This window comes from Shewanella marinintestina, from assembly GCF_023283845.1.
GTDB lineage: Bacteria > Pseudomonadota > Gammaproteobacteria > Enterobacterales > Shewanellaceae > Shewanella > Shewanella marinintestina.
Window position 1 is genome coordinate 1 of record NZ_JAKILC010000023.1, and the last position, 17,827, is coordinate 17,827.

General features: G+C 43.0%; 14 protein-coding genes. 7 read left to right on the forward strand and 7 right to left on the reverse strand.

What is annotated here, in order from left to right; genetic code table 11:
* Nucleotides 1–830 precede the first annotated feature (830 nt).
* Nucleotides 831–1,364 carry a thioredoxin family protein gene (locus L2747_RS19265; protein WP_249000610.1) on the forward strand — a complete coding sequence of 178 codons (534 nt, stop codon included), beginning with the start codon at nt 831–833 and terminating at the stop codon, nt 1,362–1,364.
* Nucleotides 1,365–1,420: 56 nt separating this feature from the next.
* Here the strand turns inward: L2747_RS19265 and L2747_RS19270 are convergent, their stop codons facing one another.
* From L2747_RS19270 to rhlB, 3 genes are all read right to left on the reverse strand, one after another.
* On the reverse strand, nt 1,421–4,414 hold the full coding sequence (locus L2747_RS19270) for a TonB-dependent receptor (RefSeq protein ID WP_249000611.1): 2,994 nt from the start codon (nt 4,412–4,414) through the stop codon (nt 1,421–1,423).
* A 480-nt stretch (nt 4,415–4,894) separates the two neighbouring features.
* A complete protein-coding gene (locus L2747_RS19275; protein WP_249000612.1) occupies nt 4,895–5,806 on the reverse strand; it encodes a Ppx/GppA phosphatase family protein in 912 nt (303 codons plus the stop codon).
* 13 nt (nt 5,807–5,819) lie between these two features.
* Complete coding sequence (gene rhlB / locus L2747_RS19280; protein ID WP_249000613.1) at nt 5,820–7,133, reverse strand: ATP-dependent RNA helicase RhlB; 1,314 nt, start codon at nt 7,131–7,133, stop codon at nt 5,820–5,822.
* A gap of 405 nt (nt 7,134–7,538) precedes the next feature.
* On the opposite strand from rhlB, the gene trxA reads away from it, so the two are divergent.
* Together trxA and rho are read left to right on the forward strand one after the other, a co-directional pair.
* Nucleotides 7,539–7,865 (forward strand): thioredoxin TrxA, encoded by a 327-nt coding sequence (gene trxA, locus L2747_RS19285; RefSeq protein WP_012278950.1) that lies wholly within the window; start codon nt 7,539–7,541, stop codon nt 7,863–7,865.
* Nucleotides 7,866–8,102: 237 nt separating this feature from the next.
* The gene (rho, locus tag L2747_RS19290; RefSeq protein WP_249000614.1) at nt 8,103–9,368 is read left to right on the forward strand and encodes a transcription termination factor Rho; all 1,266 of its coding nucleotides are present in this window, start codon (nt 8,103–8,105) and stop codon (nt 9,366–9,368) included.
* 90 nt (nt 9,369–9,458) lie between these two features.
* Here the strand turns inward: rho and L2747_RS19295 are convergent, their stop codons facing one another.
* The 4 genes from L2747_RS19295 to L2747_RS19310 all read right to left on the reverse strand — a co-directional run bounded on the left by L2747_RS19295 (nt 9,459) and on the right by L2747_RS19310 (nt 14,108).
* On the reverse strand, nt 9,459–10,376 hold the full coding sequence (locus L2747_RS19295; protein ID WP_249000615.1) for a LysR family transcriptional regulator: 918 nt from the start codon (nt 10,374–10,376) through the stop codon (nt 9,459–9,461).
* A 143-nt stretch (nt 10,377–10,519) separates the two neighbouring features.
* Entirely contained in the window at nt 10,520–11,251 is a 732-nt protein-coding gene (locus L2747_RS19300) for a fumarate reductase iron-sulfur subunit (RefSeq protein ID WP_248472478.1), read from the reverse strand.
* 8 nt (nt 11,252–11,259) lie between these two features.
* Nucleotides 11,260–13,257, reverse strand: a complete 1,998-nt coding sequence (locus L2747_RS19305) for a fumarate reductase flavoprotein subunit (RefSeq protein WP_249000616.1) — start codon at nt 13,255–13,257, stop codon at nt 11,260–11,262.
* 131 nt (nt 13,258–13,388) lie between these two features.
* Nucleotides 13,389–14,108 carry a fumarate reductase cytochrome b subunit gene (locus L2747_RS19310; protein WP_249000617.1) on the reverse strand — a complete coding sequence of 240 codons (720 nt, stop codon included), beginning with the start codon at nt 14,106–14,108 and terminating at the stop codon, nt 13,389–13,391.
* Nucleotides 14,109–14,517: 409 nt separating this feature from the next.
* Here L2747_RS19310 and prmA point away from each other — a divergent pair, with 409 nt between their 5' ends.
* From prmA to L2747_RS19330, 4 genes are all read left to right on the forward strand, one after another.
* Complete coding sequence (gene prmA, locus L2747_RS19315) at nt 14,518–15,399, forward strand: 50S ribosomal protein L11 methyltransferase (RefSeq protein WP_249000618.1); 882 nt, start codon at nt 14,518–14,520, stop codon at nt 15,397–15,399.
* Between the two features lie 151 nt (nt 15,400–15,550).
* Nucleotides 15,551–16,519, forward strand: a complete 969-nt coding sequence (dusB, locus tag L2747_RS19320) for a tRNA dihydrouridine synthase DusB (protein ID WP_220780388.1) — start codon at nt 15,551–15,553, stop codon at nt 16,517–16,519.
* 17 nt (nt 16,520–16,536) lie between these two features.
* Complete coding sequence (fis, locus tag L2747_RS19325) at nt 16,537–16,842, forward strand: DNA-binding transcriptional regulator Fis (RefSeq protein WP_012153658.1); 306 nt, start codon at nt 16,537–16,539, stop codon at nt 16,840–16,842.
* A 274-nt stretch (nt 16,843–17,116) separates the two neighbouring features.
* Entirely contained in the window at nt 17,117–17,812 is a 696-nt protein-coding gene (locus L2747_RS19330) for a hypothetical protein (RefSeq protein WP_249000619.1), read from the forward strand.
* Nucleotides 17,813–17,827 lie beyond the last annotated feature (15 nt).

Here is a 17,827-nt window from a genome sequence, read left to right on the forward strand (position 1 = left end):
TCACCTGATTCAAATCTCTTTCGATTCTCGAACCTCTAACACTGCTGCAAGTCCCTTGCTACCTAGGTAGTTGGCCTGCTGTGCCGTGTCAGTGGATGCGCATTATAGGGAGTTCTCGCAGCAGCGCAAGCGCTTTTTGAAAGAAAATCGGCGTTTTTTCAAAAAGATATATTAAGCACATCATACCCACTAAATACCCCCAGAGTTATCCACAAAACTCGGTTTTATGTCTACTATTTGTGCGCTGGGATAATGAGTCTAGTACAGTATTTTTGAGTTGCACGGACAATTTCAAACAAATTTGATATTTTCATTATTTGGTTAAGGATTACCTGTCGATATTTTCTTTGCTTATAGGCTTATCTAGCTTCGCAATAAAGAAATCTTGCTATATATAAGGAAAGAATCATCAAACATCGACGTTTATAGATCTGATGCAATTCCTACGCGTCATTCAGAAAGTTCTCTGCTATATAGCTAATTACTTCAATCGGATTATCTGGCTGGCATTATCCAAGTTGCTTTCCCCTCCAGTGATATCAATTGAGATGATAGCTATTAACTCATTTTTCGCGACGCACCTTTATTAGCTCCTTACTTATTATCTGAATAGAGCAGTTCATGTGCCACTTACTTTATATAGATAACCTTAAGGTTATAACGAGTTCGATTCAGCCAGTTTTAAGACTTTGTCGCAAAAACCAATATACGAAATACATTTCTTGTTTATAAGGTGATCCCTTTAACAGTGCGGCAATCGTGAGCTTCACCCATTTGTTAAGACATGTTTGAATAAAGCAACATCATTTCTTCTTGCCAAAGGTATAATCATGCACAATAACGTTAAAGCATTACTCGCGACCACATTGTTATTCTTCAGTAGCCAAAGCATGGCAAATAGCGGCTGTGGGTTTGAAGATAAACAAGATGGCTTTCTAGCAACTTGCAGTGAGGAGAAACAAGAAGTGATTTTAACTGGTGCAGTAACACATCAAGAGCTTAACGAATTTGACTGGTTCAATGATGAATATACAAACTATAAAGCAGATACTGCGATAGTAGCTAAACTACAAAAAGTCGATAAGCCAACACAAGTGACCGTTATCATTGGCACTTGGTGCCCAGACTGTCACCGTGAAACTCCACGATTTATTCGTCTTATTGAAGAGATCAATAACCCGAATATTGAGGTCATCTATATTGGTGTTGATAGAGAGAAGCAAGATCCACAAGCTTTAGCGGCTAACTACGAGTTTAGCCGAATCCCTACCTTTATAGTCGAGCAAAATGACGAAGAGATTGGCCGTATTGTGGAAAGACCAGAAGTGTCGCTAGAGGCTGACTTAGCTAAGATTTTAAAATAACCTTTGTTAATAAAAGAAAAGGCCGCTAATGCGGCCTTTTTAAATCTACCCGTTACTTAGAACTCGTAACGTGCAACGACTGAGAAGAAACGTTCTTCTTGGCGATCAGTTACCATTCCATAATCTGGATTCAACTCCAGGCCAGAGTCCCCGTAACGCGCTCTTTCTTCATTGATATTTGTAGCGGAATCAGAATCAAGTACGTTATAAACAGTTCCTTTAATTGTGAAGTCACCATCAAAGATTTCTGTCATATAAGTCAACGAAAGATCAATATTGGTTACCCAAGGTAAGTTACCTGCTGAGCCTCGCGGTGCTGGGTTACCATTTTCATCATAGTGTGATGCTTGACCATAGTAACGACTAATACAATCATCCCATGGATTACCCGCAGCACAGCTATCGACACCTTCAGGATGGACAGAGAAGTAGCTTTGTGGGCGACCTGAAGTTACCCGAGTGACAAAACCGAAAATTAGCTCTTCTGTAATATCATACGCACCACTTAGCTTAAATGCATGCGTATGGTCATTCGGTAGATCACCATTAGCATGATCCATCAAGTCACCATAGTCGTAAGATGTAGTCCAGCCAGGATCGGCTTGGTTATTATCTGTTTTAACTAAACCCTCGGTATTACCATAACTATGAGACCAAGTGTATGATGAATTGATACGTAAATCGTCAGTAACAGAACCATCTAGAGTAAACTCTAACGCCACATACTTACGTTCAGCTTCAGGTAATGCCATCTCTGCCGCACTTAAGTTAACATTATCAACTTTACCATCACCATCGAAGTCATAAGAAATAGCAACATCTTCACCCGGATTTAGCAGAACATAATAAGAGCTTTGACCTACGTTATCGGTAATACCCAACTCAGCAAGCTTTTTCGATAATACTGGTCCTACATCAGTATCTTCTACGCTACGACCTAAATCACGGTAAATACCGCGAACACCAGCGGTCATAGTTTCAAATACTTCCTGCTGATAACCTAAAGTAAATTCATCTGAGTACATAGATTTAAGTGAAGAAGAAGCGATTAGACCTGGCTCAGTAATCCCTTTTTGACGATACCAACGATCACGTAGCATAGCCCCGCGACTTGGTGAGCCATCAGCTGTAATCACTGGATGACCATCGCTATCGACTTGATCAAGTTCTGAATACTCAAACCATTCAATAGATGAAGAACCTTGAGTGATGTTCATGTTAGCTGATACTGGCTGGAAGTAGCGGCCATAGGTAGCAAAAACTTTTGCCTCGCCATCACCAAAGACGTCATAAATAGCTTGAACACGTGGTGCAAATTGATCTTCCATTTCAACATAAGCACGACCATCTGAAACTGTATTTTCAAATTCGCTATAACGTAAGCCTAGGTTTAACACTAAGTTATCTGTCGCTTGCCATGAATCATTGATATAGAAAGCAGTTGAAGTTACATCTGAATCGGTAAAGCGCTCACGAACACGACGTTCGATGTAATCAGCTCCCTCGACTTGACCTGAGTTATCGTCTGCACCAGCGGTATAAACAGACCACCAACCTTGTGCATCACCAATACCGTTTTGAGAAGAACTGTAGTCAACTTTAACTTTTGTATAATCAACACCAAACTGAATTGAGTGGTCTTCTAAATCCCAACTGAAATCGATACGTGCTTGATCTCGAGTGTAATGCTCTTCAGAAACAGATGAATTTGTGTGTTGGCTGAGAGTGGTTGTACCGTCACGGAAATCCCAAACACCAGGATTAGTTGAGGCTACAACATTTTCAACATCTTCTTGTACACGGCCAACAACAGCTGATACAGAGAAGGTATCAGATAAATAACCATTATAATTTAAGCTATAGACTTTACCGCCATCTTCTCCAGGCGCATCAACACCTTGTTTTTCACCAATAACATTAGTTTCCCAGTCGTAAGCATAAGTTTTATTGGTCCAAGTACGCTTGTTGTTCATTGCAGAAAAACCAATTGAATGGTCGTCTGTCATATACCAATCTAACTTGGCGAACCAACGATCTTCTTCACGGTCTTTGCTTGTTTTTGTTGTTTGGCCAGCCCACTCAGACTCTTCTCTTCTAGGTGCAAATAAACCGTAAAAGAATAATGAATCTTCAATAATCGCACCACTTGCCCAAAGCTGTAACTCTTTAAAGTCATAGCTATCTTGCTGAGTGTTAGTGCTAATCTCACCGTTTGATTGGTAAATACTATCTTGAGTGGCACGAAGAGATGATGGATCCCAGCGCGCTTCAGCACCAAACTTAAATTCGTTTTCACCCGACTTGGAAACCGCGTTAACAATACCGCCTAATGCACCGCCATATTCAGGGCTTACGCCACCCGTTTTAACTTGAGTTTGAGAAATAGCCTCCCAAGGCAAACGAATAGACCCCATACCAGTTCGAATACTAGTAACGTTTAGACCATTAAAATAGTAACCATTTTCTGCAGCTGATGAACCGCCAAAGCTAGATGCGCCATTAAAATTTGAACCGCCAGGTGCTGCGGTACCAGGTGCCAACAATGCAATGCTTTCAAAACCTGTGTTAACAGGCATTGTTTGCAACTCGTCTTGGCTAAAGGTTAATCCAGAGGTTGATGAGGCGGTGTCGACTCGACGGATCATACTGCCTGTTACTGCAATTCGCTCAACATCATCGGTGCCAGCATTATACAATTGACCGTCTAGTATGACTGATTGGCCGATACTAACTCTTACACCATTCTCTTGGTTTTGCTCATAACCATCTTTGCTAATGGTAATATCATAGTCACCCACAGGGACATTACGTAGAAGGTAATCACCTTTCTCATTAGTCTCAACCGTAAATACTAAGCCCTTAGTTTTATGTTTTAGGGTAATGGTGGCATTCGATAAGTTGCTACCAGACTCATTAACAATGTGTCCCTTTACAATACTTGTATCTGCAGCCATCGCAGCTGGTGCAGATATAAATAACACCGAACCTACCGCAAGTGCAGCGAGCGTCTTTTTCGGCGAAAATCGCGTCAAAGCGTTACTTCCAGACATAATTTACTCTCCCTTAAATCTTCTTTTAGTAAGCGCTCAGCCAAAATATTTATTAGTGTGCTTGAGTGAAAAACAACCGAACGCAACAAAAGATTAACATTAAACGAATATTTTATACAATGTACTTTATGCAATAATAGCCCGTAAATGCTGAAGGTACGTCTTAAGCTAGAAAGAAAATTAAGATGTAGAAGGATGTAACAACTTATAATTGTTAAAAAAATTAACAAATAGAGTGATTAGAAAAAGAATTGCAAATTGCAGTAGTATTTTTAAATAAGTAGTAAAATTCGCTAAGGATCAGGAGCAAGTGAGGCTGAGATTAAAAATAACGTCATTGTAATAGCCTTTGCTATTACAAGACTATAAGGCTAGATAGAGGTACTCAGCCTTTAATACTGATTACTCAAAATATGAGGAACACCTAAAATGGAGAGGCCAAGTTAATATTTAAAAATTACTGTAGATAAAATAAGGAAGTTAAGCTTGCTCCGCAAGCATTTGCAAAACGCCTTCACGCAATGCACCACCAGACAGTTGTAGCTTCTCAATTTCTAATAACTCAAATAACGCGAGAAGAATGGCAACCCCAGCTGCAAATGTGGGGGCTCTCTCATGATTTAAACCACGAATATCCAGCATTGATAAGTCATTTTGTGACAGGATTTCTTGCTTAAGTGCTAATAAAACATCTTGTGTGATCGCCGTAGGCAAGCCTCTGTGGTTGAGCAGTTCAACAACTGATTGCACACTTCCCGATGCACCAACAACACAATGCCAACCTAATGATTTTAGCGTTATTAGCTGCTCACCAAGCACTTTTTTAACTTTGTTTTTGGCGTCATCAAAGTCAAGCTGTTGCAAAGGAGCATTACTAAAAAATGACTCATTAAAAGTCACGCAGCCCATAGCCAAACTGGTTTTAAGTAGCACTTTACTACCATCACCAATAATAAACTCTGTGCTCGCACCACCAATATCAATGACTAATCGACGCCCTTGACCATCAGTAGTTGCTACCATACCTTGATAAATCAACTCGGCTTCACGCATGCCTGAAATGATCTCGATTGGATGACCAAGAATAGGTAAAGCGCGACGACAAAAATCATCTGAATTAGAAATTTTACGTAATGTCGCTGTTGCAATAACAGCAACATTACCTGCAGACACGCCCTCTTTATTGAGCATATCAGCAAACATAGTTAAACAGTCTAGACCGCGTAATAACACCTCTTCACTTAACGAACCATCAGCCTGGATACCTTCGGCCAAACGGACTTTACGTTTATACTTGGCAATAATTTTAGGTTGTTGTCCTACCGTTTCAGCAACCAACATATTAAAACTATTTGAGCCTAACGTAATGGCTGCGTAAAGAGGTGTCGTCATTAAGCGTTATCGCCTATGAATGTCTACGGGTTCGGTCATGACGACGCGGACCATTACGTTGACCGCCCTGAGGACGTGTATTACCGCCTGTACCACGCGAGTTACGAGTATGAGTCGTAGGCTTGCGATGAATACGTACTGGTGGTGGAATATCATCAAGTAAAGCACTGCTGTCGTATGACGTTACTGGGATTGAATGCTGAATATAAGACTCAATTGCAGGCAAGTTAAGTGCGTACTCTTCACATGCAAAACTCACTGACACACCTTTTTGACCAGCGCGACCTGTACGACCAATACGGTGCACATAATCTTCACAGTCATCAGGTAGGTCATAGTTGTAAACGTGTGAAACGTCTGAAATATGTAAGCCACGCGCAGCAACGTCAGTCGCAACAAGAATATCAATTTCACCTTTTGTGAACTGCTCAAGAATACGTAAACGTTTCTTTTGCGGCACATCACCGGTTAACAAGCCTGCGCGATGTCCGTCACCTTCAAGCCATGACCAAACTTTTTCACAACTATGCTTGGTATTTGAGAACACGATGGCTTTTTCTGGCCAGTCTTCTTCAAGCAAAGACAATAACAAAGGCATCTTCTCCTCCATCGATGGATAGAAGATCTCCTCTTTAATGTTCTTTGAAGTTTTCTCGTTTGGCGCAATTTCAACTTTCTCAGGTTCGTTCATGTGGTCATAAGCAAGTTCTTGCACTTTCATTGAAAGCGTTGCAGAGAACAACATGTTAAGACGTGATTTAGCATCTGGCATACGTCTAAACAAGAAACGAATATCTTTAATAAAGCCCAAATCGAACATACGATCGGCTTCATCAAGAACCACAGCTTGAATTGCGCTAACGTTGATAACACCTTGGCGAACGTAGTCGATAATTCGACCCGTTGTACCAATTAGAATATCAACGCCTTGATCTAATACTTTACGCTGAACGTCATAACCTTCACCGCCGTAAACAATACCCACTTTAAGACCGGTATGCTTTGCTAGCAGATTTGCATCTTTAGCAATTTGGATAGCCAGCTCACGAGTCGGCGCCATGATAATAGCGCGAGGTTGATTGATTTGACGTTCGGCTGGAATAGGGGTCGATAGAAGGTGGTTAAAGGTGGCAACTAAAAAGGCCAGCGTTTTACCTGTACCCGTTTGAGCCTGACCTGCTATATCTTTTTTTTCTAATAAAATCGGTAACGATAAAGCTTGAATTGGTGTACAAAACTCAAAACCAGCTTCGTTAAGTGCTTGATGTACTTCCTTATGTAGAGGGAAGTCAGCAAACTTTTGTGTAGATAAATGTGTATCGCTCATAGCGCAGGCTTACCTGTAAAAGGTTGCAATAAAAAACTCGATCGTTTGAAATAGCGATAGAATTTTATCACGGAAAATTAGTGCACTCTCGGAGAAACGTACATCACGATATTTTTGGCATCAGTGACGGAATCATCATTCCCTCTATTTATATACGATGCGATGAAATTTAAGCGTGTGTTTACCGTTCTCTTAGGACAATTTTAAACGCATTTAGGCGTTAAGCGTCGTTGACGTAGGCTAACTATGCCTGTAAATCAGCGTCTTGTCTAAATCGTTTTAACAAACTAAAGAGTGCCGACAGTAATATTTGCATAACTTTTAGCTTGAAAAGTTATTTTACCGACCCAATATACAGGTTAAGCCATTAACAAACCAGCAATGGCAGCCAAACTGGAGAACGACATGAGCGACAAGATTGTATACCTAAGCGACGATAGCTTTGAAAATGACGTAATTAATTCAGAACTACCTGTTCTGGTTGATTTTTGGGCTGAATGGTGTGGTCCATGTAAGATGATTGCCCCAATCTTAGACGACGTAGCTGAAGAGTACGAAGGTAAGATCACTATCGCTAAATTGAACGTTGATCAAAACAACGTTTCACCGGCTAAGTACGGCGTTCGCGGTATCCCAACTCTATTGCTATTTAAAGCAGGCGAGCTTGCTGCAACTAAGGTTGGCGCTCTATCAAAAACTCAACTTAAAGAGTTCATTGACGCGCAGCTATAATCACTCTAGCGCCCATTAATCCAATATTAGGCGCTATTAAGTGACTCCCGACACAGCTTCAATAAGAAAATGTGTCGGGTTTAGCTAAACTTCTAGACGCCCCGCCTTGTTAGTGCTACTTTAATAACCAGAAACATTCTTAATTAACCCACTTCTCGCTATCCGATCGATACTCTAGTAAGCTACAAACCTTTGATCGTAGATGGCATTGCCACGTACAAAACAAGACCCACCAAGATGAATTTATCAGAATTAAAAGACACCTCAATATCAGATTTAGTCCAGCTTGCGCAGGACATGAAGCTAGAGAATATGGCTCGTGCTCGTAAGCAAGATATCATTTTCTCTATTCTTAAGGCCCACGCTAAAAGCGGTGAAGATATTTTCGGTGGTGGCGTTTTAGAGATTTTACAAGATGGCTTCGGCTTCCTTCGTAGCTCTGATGGTTCATACTTAGCGGGTCCAGATGATATTTATGTATCACCTAGCCAAATTAGACGCTTCAATATGCGAACTGGTGACACGATTTTCGGTAAAATCCGTCCACCAAAAGAAGGCGAGCGTTATTTTGCCCTTCTAAAAGTTACCGAAGTTAACTTCGACAAGCCTGAAAATTCTCGCAACAAAATCCTTTTTGAAAACCTTACACCTTTACATGCGCAAGATCGTCTACGCATGGAACGTGGTAATGGCTCTACTGAAGATATCACTTCACGTATTCTGGATTTATGTTCACCAATCGGTAAAGGCCAACGTGGTCTTATCGTTGCGCCACCAAAAGCTGGTAAAACACTTCTGCTACAAAACATGGCGCAAAGTATTACTCACAACAACCCTGAAGTGGTGTTGATGGTTTTGCTAATTGACGAACGTCCAGAAGAAGTAACTGAGATGCAACGTATGGTAAAAGGTGAAGTTATCGCTTCTACTTTTGATGAGCCTGCAAGCCGTCACGTACAAGTTGCAGAAATGGTTATTGAGAAAGCTAAGCGCTTAGTTGAGCACAAGAAAGACGTTGTTATCTTACTTGACTCTATCACGCGTCTAGCACGTGCTTACAACACGGTAATTCCTTCATCAGGCAAGGTACTTACTGGTGGTGTTGACGCTAACGCTCTACACCGTCCAAAGCGTTTCTTTGGTGCTGCACGTAACATCGAGCATGGTGGTAGCTTAACAATTATCGCAACTGCGCTAGTTGATACTGGCTCTAAGATGGATGAAGTTATTTACGAAGAATTTAAAGGTACCGGTAACCAAGAGTTACACCTTTCTCGCAAAGCGGCTGAAAAGCGTGTGTTCCCAGCAATCGACTTTAACCGCTCTGGTACGCGTCGTGAAGAGAAACTCACTACGCCGGATGAGCTACAGAAGATGTGGATCTTACGTAAGATCCTTAATCCTATGGATGAAGTGACAGGTATGGAGTTCCTTATCGATAAATTGGCAATGACCAAGACTAACGATGAGTTCTTCACAGCGATGAAACGCGCTAAAAGCTAATTAGCTTTTACACTATCCGCCCTAAACGGATAAAACAATAAAACCGCATTCGTGCGGTTTTTTTGTATCTGCTATTTGCACCTATTGGCATTATCGGCCCATCAGGTGCTTTACCCGTGCCAAGCGCTGTTTACAACGCTCACGTAGCATATCCCGCAGCAACAGAATCACCGGCGTAACATGCTCACGACCAGGACATACCAGATATAAATCCGCATCTTCCCCTTGGTACTCGTTAAGTAACGGCACTAACCGACTACTATCTATATCCTCAGTAAGATCTAACCAAGACTTAAACACTAAACCTTGGCCTGCAACTGCCCAGCGCCTTGCAATATCGGCATCATTACAAGTTCGGTTAGCCGTTACTCTTACCTTATGCTGTTGACCATTTTTATTGAAAATCCATTGGTCATGAGTGCGCTCATCTAACATAAAAAATAAGCAGTTATGATTAGGTAGCTGCTCAAGTGAAGTGATGTTACCAAAGCGGGCTATATAGTCTGGCGATGCACACAGTACTCGGTGAGAATTACAGATTTTAAAGGCCACCAGCGAAGAGTCCTTAGGTACACCAGAACGCAGTGCTACATCGATTTTGTCATGATAAAAATCAGATAAGTTGTCACCAATATGCAGCCTAAGTTTGAGCTCTGGGTACTCTAGCAAAAAGTCATCCAGCCACGGCAGCAACACATTGCGACCGACATCTGACGGCACAGATAAACTCACTAACCCAGAAATACTCGCTTGGGTACTTTCAATAGCGCGCTGACCCACTTCCAGATCTGATAAAGCGCGGCGGCAGTGAATTAGATAACGCTCACCCGCATCGGTTAAACGTAAGCTGCGCGTGCTACGAATAAACAATGCCGTACCTAGTTCTTTCTCTAGTCGTTTTAAGCCTGCACTGGCAACAGCTGAGGAGATATCCAGCTCAAGTGCTGCTGCAGTCAAGCTGCCGCAGTCAGCGACGCGCACAAATAGCTTCAAATCGTTAAGTTGCATTATCAATATTCCGTGTATAAATATCGCTTTATTATAATTTGATTGTAGATAAACAGCGGTTAAACGTCACCCACAAAAAAGCCTGCGTTAAGCAGGCTTGTCAATATAGGTTCTGAATGAAACGCTTAATTTTATCGAGTCGATTAAACCAAGGTAACAGCCATCTTACGGCGTAGATAAGCAATCTGTTGCATATGCGGCAAATCCTTCGGACAGTTGTCCTGGCAGCCTAGTAGCGTCATACAACCAAACACACCGTCTTGGTTACCAATCACATGGTAGAAATCTTCTGCATTACGTGCATCACGACTATCTAGCTCAAAACGCGCAATCTTCATTAAGCCAACAGCACCAACAAAGGTATCACGCATTTGCTTAGTCGCACACGCTGACACACATACACCGCACTCAACGCAGCGCTCTAGCTCATATAGCTTAGCCGCTTCTTCTGGTGACATTGGCGCTTCTAAACGATGAATATCATCATCGCCCGCTTTCGGGTGTAGCCATAGCTTTAAGCGCTCGGCAATTTCACGCATAAACTTACCCGTATTCACCGACAAGTCGCCGATCAATTCAAAGCCTGGTAGCGGCATTAACTTGATTTTTCCATCAGCAAACTTACTTGTTAAGGTACGGCACGCTAAAGTCGGCATACCGTTAATCACCATGGCACAGCTACCGCAAATGCCTGCACGACAAACAAAGTCAAACTGCAGCGATGGATCTTGCAACTCACGCAACTGATTTAGTGCAATAAAGACCGTCATACCAGGCGCTTCTTCAATCTGGTAATCCACCATCTTCGGCTTATCATCCGGCATTTGCGGATCATATCTGAAAATACTGAAAGTTAAGGTGCGGCCCTTAGCCATTTGTTGGCTCATTTAGCGATCTCTCCTGCGCCTGAATTTAGTTTGTCACTCAAACGTTCGTTCTTTGATTTTAATGATTCTGGTACGTCAAATGGCATAACCGCCGCTTGTTTTTGATGTCTGTTGGCATCAGGGCCAAGCTGGCTGATAATCTCTGCAATTTGTTGTTCACGCTTTTCCGTGTCTGGATGGGCAATAGCGTTGTCGATACCGTAACCACGGTAGCCAGGTGGCAATTCCATCTTCATCACATCTAATTGCTCATACTCAAGCTGTGGTGACAGACTGTTAGCGTCTGGCCAGCTTGATAACGTACGGTTTAGCCAATCTTTGTCGTTACGCTGTGGGAAGTCCTCACGCGCGTGTGCTCCGCGGCTCTCTGTGCGCGCAGCAGCACCTGCAGCAACGGTTAGTGCCACTTTAAGCATGCGCTTAACACGCAGCGCTTCTACTAGCTCAGGGTTAGCATGGCGCTTCTTACACTTAAGGCCTAACGCATTAGCACGCTTAAGCAGGTCTTGTAGTTCACTTACCGCTTTTTCAAGCTCAGGGCCATTACGGAAAATACCCACGTAATCCATCATGATGCGCTGCATCTGCTGTTTAAGCTCAAATGGATTCTCTGTGCCGTCACCGTCAATTAGCTCGTCAATTTCACCTTGTAATTTACCCACAAAGGTCTCAACTAGACTGGTGTCGATTTCAAGAGTATTTTGCTCACAGAAGTCAGCAACATACTTACCGATGATCATGCCGCCAACCACAGTCTCAGCTAATGAGTTACCGCCTAAACGGTTAAAGCCGTGCATATCCCAACATGCCGCTTCACCGACACTGAATAGGCCTTTAAGCTGTGGGCTCTGGCCGGTAGCATCAGTACGAATACCCCCCATAGAGTAATGCTGCGTCGGTCTGACTGGGATCCAATCTTTAGCAGGGTCTATGCCTAAGAAGTTCTCACAAATTTCTTTTACTTCACGCAAATTCGTTTCAACGTGCTTACGGCCTAGCAAAGTAATGTCTAACCACAAATGCGGACCGTACGGGCTATCTACGCCCTTACCTTTACGCATATGCTCAGTCATGCGGCGCGATACCACGTCACGTGAAGCCAGCTCTTTCTTTTCAGGCTCGTAGTCAGGCATAAAGCGGTGACCATCTTTGTCACGCAATAAACCACCATCACCACGACAACCTTCAGTGGTTAGAATGCCCACAGGTACAATTGCGGTAGGATGGAACTGCACCGCTTCCATGTTACCTAGCTTGGCAACACCGGTTTCTAGTGCTAGTGCTTGACCCACACCTTCACAAATAATCGCGTTAGTCGATACTTCATAAATACGCCCATAGCCGCCCGTCGCAATGGTGGTCGACTTAGCAACATAAGCAATAAGCTCACCGGTAATTAAGCAGCGTGCAACCACACCGTGACAACGCTTGCCATCATGGATCAGCGACAATGCTTCCATGCGCTCATGCACAGGAATATCCATTGAAATCGCTTTGTTATCTACCGCATACAACAGCGAATGTCCTGTACCGTCAGCCGTGTAGCAAGTACGCCACTTTTTAGTGCCACCAAAGTCGCGGGCGTTAATTAAACCGTGCGCCTCTTCTGCTTCTTCAATAGTGACTTTCTCTGCATTCACCACCACCTGACGTGGTCCTTTAGTAATGCGCGTCCAAGGTACGCCCCAATTAGCCAGTTCACGCACAGCTTTAGGTGCACAATGAGCAAACATACGAGCGACATCCTGATCGCATCCCCAGTCAGATCCTTTTACGGTATCTTGGAAATGCACATCTTCATCATCACCCATGCCTTTTACAGTGTTACCAAGGCTTGCCTGCATGCCACCTTGCGCAGCCGCAGAGTGTGAACGTTTAGCAGGGATCAGAGATAGCACAACGGTGTCGAGCCCTCTCTCTTTCGAGGCGATGGCGACCCTTAGTCCAGCCAGACCGGCGCCCACGACTAAAGAATCGGTATATATGAGTTTCACGCTTGCTCCTTAAATAGGAATAGGTCGATGTTCTATTGCGCTGTGTCATGACTCATTGCCATGCTCAGCGTTATTTTTATTAATGTTTATTGATACCGACTGATTCAATCGGCATCAATTAATCTGTTGGCTTATGGACGAAATGGTTCAATCGGGAGCGTTAATTCACTGCCAATAATCATGTACTGAGCTAGGCTTAACAGGCCAATCACCATTAAGTACACCACTAAGATATGAGCTAATTTACGCAGACCATTACGATTAGCGCTAATCCCCCATTTCACTGCAACGCGGTACAAACCAAACATTGCATGAATAACCACTGCAGGCAGCAACACGATATACAGTAACCATGCATTATCGTGATACACGCGCTCAGCACTTAAATGCGGGCCAATTTCCGGAGTCGCAATCATGGTGTATAGATGAACAGGCACAAGGAAGAATAAGATGAAACCACTGACAAGTTGCCAGAACCACACGCGAGTATCGCTATGGTTAACCACTTGCATTTGGCTACGTAGCGCACGCCACTGACCAATTTGAGCAGGGAAGCGACGTAGTGCAAACGCTGCATGGACTAAAACCACTACCAATAAGAAGGCTGAGAATATGCTGGTCAATAGCGGATAACCGTGGCCGGTTTCGCTAAACATGCCGCCCTCAAGAAATTGCACTACATGGTAGAAAGCTTCTTTACCAAATAAAATGCTAGATTCAAAATGTAGGTGCACCAGCAAAAAACATCCTAAAAGAATGCCGGTAGCGCTTTGCAAGCGGTCAGCTTTGGCAGACCAGGTGTTAGCTACTTTTTGTTGAAATAGGTTTACAGTGTCAGTTAGGGTTCTCACGGTTATTTTTCTTTTATAGTGCCTATTGTCGGGACTTACACCATAACAGGAAGATTTCCCCTACAAATATTCGCCATTTTAAAGCGTGAGCTTGCTCACCAAGCTACTCACCACTCTTTGACAGCGATCACAAACGCAAACTATAAAAGCAAACACTGGTCAAACCATTTTACCGACCAAATTCAATAACTTGACATCGAATTGTAAACACTAAAACACTTAAACACCTTATACTTTAGTCTATATCTAAATTCACAATTTCGCACACAATCTAGTCGAGATTTTTACTCATAACGGTAAGCTTAGGCCTGCTCACAACAAAAACCACTGCTTTTTAATGTTGGCGCTGACGTAAATCGAGCAGATGGTTTACAATAACGCCATTATATCTAGCTACAGAGACGATCCCATGCCTTGGATCCAATTAAAAGTCGACACCGACAACCAGCACGCCGATGCCCTAAGCGACATGCTTATGGATCTTGGTTCACTATCTATCACTTATGAAGATGGCAAAGATACGCCAATCTACGAACCAACCTTAGGTGAAACACCACTATGGAACCACACAGTATTAACGGCACTATTTGAAGCAGATTACGATCTAGCACCAATCGTAGCGATGCTGAAAGGCTTGCCTTACCTAGGCGAAAACTTTAGCCACAAGATTGAACAAGTTGAAGATAAAGACTGGGAACGTGAATGGATGGATAACTTCCACCCAATTCAGTTTGGTGAGCGCCTATGGATCTGCCCAAGCTGGCGTGAAATTCCAGACCCAACCGCAGTTAACGTGATCTTAGATCCTGGTTTAGCCTTTGGTACTGGTACTCACCCAACTACCGCACTTTGTCTAGAGTGGCTAGACGGCTTAGATTACACTAATAAAGACGTTATCGACTTTGGTTGTGGCTCCGGTATTTTAGCCGTAGCAGCACTTAAGCTTGGTGCTGAGCGCGTTACCGGTATCGATATCGACTACCAAGCGATTGAAGCATCAAAAGCTAACGCTGAACGTAACGGTGTTGAAGATAAGCTAGATCTATATCTACCAGAAGATCAGCCTGCAGATTTGCTTGCCGATATCCTAGTTGCCAACATTCTTGCAGGCCCACTGCGCGAACTTGCACCACTCATTGCTGAAAAAGTGAAACCAGGTGGCCAATTGGCACTTTCGGGTTTATTACAAGAGCAAGCAGAAGAAGTCTCAGCTTTCTACAGCGAGTGGTTCGATATGGATGCACCGGCTCACAAAGACGACTGGAGTCGCTTGACAGGTATACGCAAATAGCGGTAACCAGCGGCGCTTTAAGCGCCGCGACTTACTTCTCACTCAACAAAAGTCAAGCAAAAAAGTTGCCCTCAGGTCATTTATTGACCTTTTCACAGGCTTGAAAAAGGCGTACTATAGCGCCCCTTTGACGAGCAAGGTGTTTTGATAAATGCAGATTGGACCCTATCGCCTGAAAAATCAGTTGATCGTGGCCCCAATGGCAGGTGTCACAGACCAACCCTTTAGAAATCTCTGCTTACGTTATGGCGCAGCCTTAGCCGTGTCGGAGATGCTTTCGTCTAATCCTGAGGTTTGGGATACAGATAAAAGCCGCTTGCGTATGACACACGCAGGTGAAGACGGAATACGTTCGGTTCAGATTGCCGGAGCAGATCCTGAGTTAATGGCCAATGCCGCAGTTGTCAACGTACAACAAGGGGCGCAAATCATTGACATTAATATGGGCTGCCCAGCGAAAAAAGTGAATAAGAAGCTTGCAGGATCAGCTTTGCTACAAGATCCAGTACAAGTAGAAGCAATTCTACGTGCTGTTGTCGCCGCAGTTGATGTGCCTGTCACGCTAAAAATTCGAACGGGTTGGGCTCCAGAGCACAGGAATGGTGTTCATATCGCCCAGATTGCAGAAGATTGCGGTATTGCTTCATTAGCCGTTCACGGCAGAACGAGGCAGTGCATGTACAAAGGCGATGCCGAGTACGACACAATTAAAGCAATTAAAAAACAGATCTCGATACCTGTTGTCGCCAATGGAGACATTTTAACGCCAGAGAAAGCACGTTTTGTGTTGGATTATACTGGTGTGGATGCCCTGATGATTGGACGAGGAGCTCAAGGAAGGCCTTGGATATTTAGGGAAATCCAACATTACCTGGATACAGGTAATAAGCTAGCGCCCGTTGAGATGGATGAAAAGCGTCAAGTTATGCTTGAACACCTGGAACTACTATACAAATTGTATGGTGATTTTAAGGGCATCCGCTTCGCAAGAAAGCATGTTGGCTGGTACCTAGACCAAGAACATCAACGACCTTTTAGGGCCGAATTTAATCGACTCGAAACCGTTGAAGAACAATGTTCCATGGTGGAACGCTATTTTGATGAATTTGTTGCATATTAATAAAGAGCAGAATACGAATGTTTGATCAGACTACTCACACTGAAGTTCACCCACTTACTGTTGGCAAAATCGAAACCGCAAGTGGCGCTATCAAGCCACAATTACTACGTGATGCGGTAAAGCGTGCTGTCACTAACTTTTTCGCTCAGATGGACGGGCAAGAAGCTGAAGAAGTATATGAAATGGTGTTAAGCGAAGTTGAAGCACCTCTGCTAGATATCATCATGCAACACACTCGTGGCAACCAGACTCGCGCTGCCAACATGCTAGGTATCAACCGTGGTACTCTACGCAAGAAATTAAAGAAATACGGCATGAACTAAGAAGAAATTCTTAACTTGTTGTATTTGAACGGGCTCTTCAGTAATGAAGAGCCCGTTTTGCTATGCGTGCTACACACGGTGCTACACACGGATTATTTTGCATCGGGGAAGTATCACTGAATAGGAAGTCACTAACTATAAGGTCATAGGGAAGCACAGTGGTACGTCAAATCCCCCTACTAACGAAATTATGAATAAAAACACATGTATTAACATTGACTCAATGTTCAAAATTGAAACCAGTGACATCAACACATGTTTTCAAGATATCGATATGGATTTTATCTACGCTGAAATTTCAGCCATTGATAAGCAAATTTCAATGTTGAGTCAAACCAATGACTCGCCATTTGAGTTTTTTTCAGCCTCGCCCTATCAGGAAGAGCAGGTTAGTTATACTCACCTTCATAAAGTAGCCCTTAAAGTTACTATCGTTAAAGGTAATGCTGAAATATATAAGGGCCTGAATGAACTGAATGGATCACTATCCAAAAGCGACACAGCTATAAAAACACAGCTTGATAAGAGCCAAGTTACTCTTATGTACAACCTCATGCAGCTAAAAGAAGCGATTGGTGAGTTCAATCAATTTATTGAGGATTATCCATATATAAAACGAACAAAACTTGACGATGCTCAAGCTTCCTTTGATGAATGGCAGCAATTTGATAATGACTACGATACTGCTTTAGACTTTACTTATGAAGTATTCAGCCATTTCTATACGCTCAAAAAAAACAAATATTATAAAGTACACACGCTGATTAATACGATTGAAGCCTATTGCATATCACAAAGAGTACCGTATCCAAGATCAAGAGAAAGTAAGGGCTTCAATGATTTATATAGCAAGATCATTATCTTTGCGACTGATGAAGCTAGGAGTCCCGGCCGTAGTTTGAAAGGGTTGAGCGTCATTGATGCCGATGATTTTGCAAAAGAATATGGTCACCTACTGCTCAAAAATTAATTACCCCATCCCCCC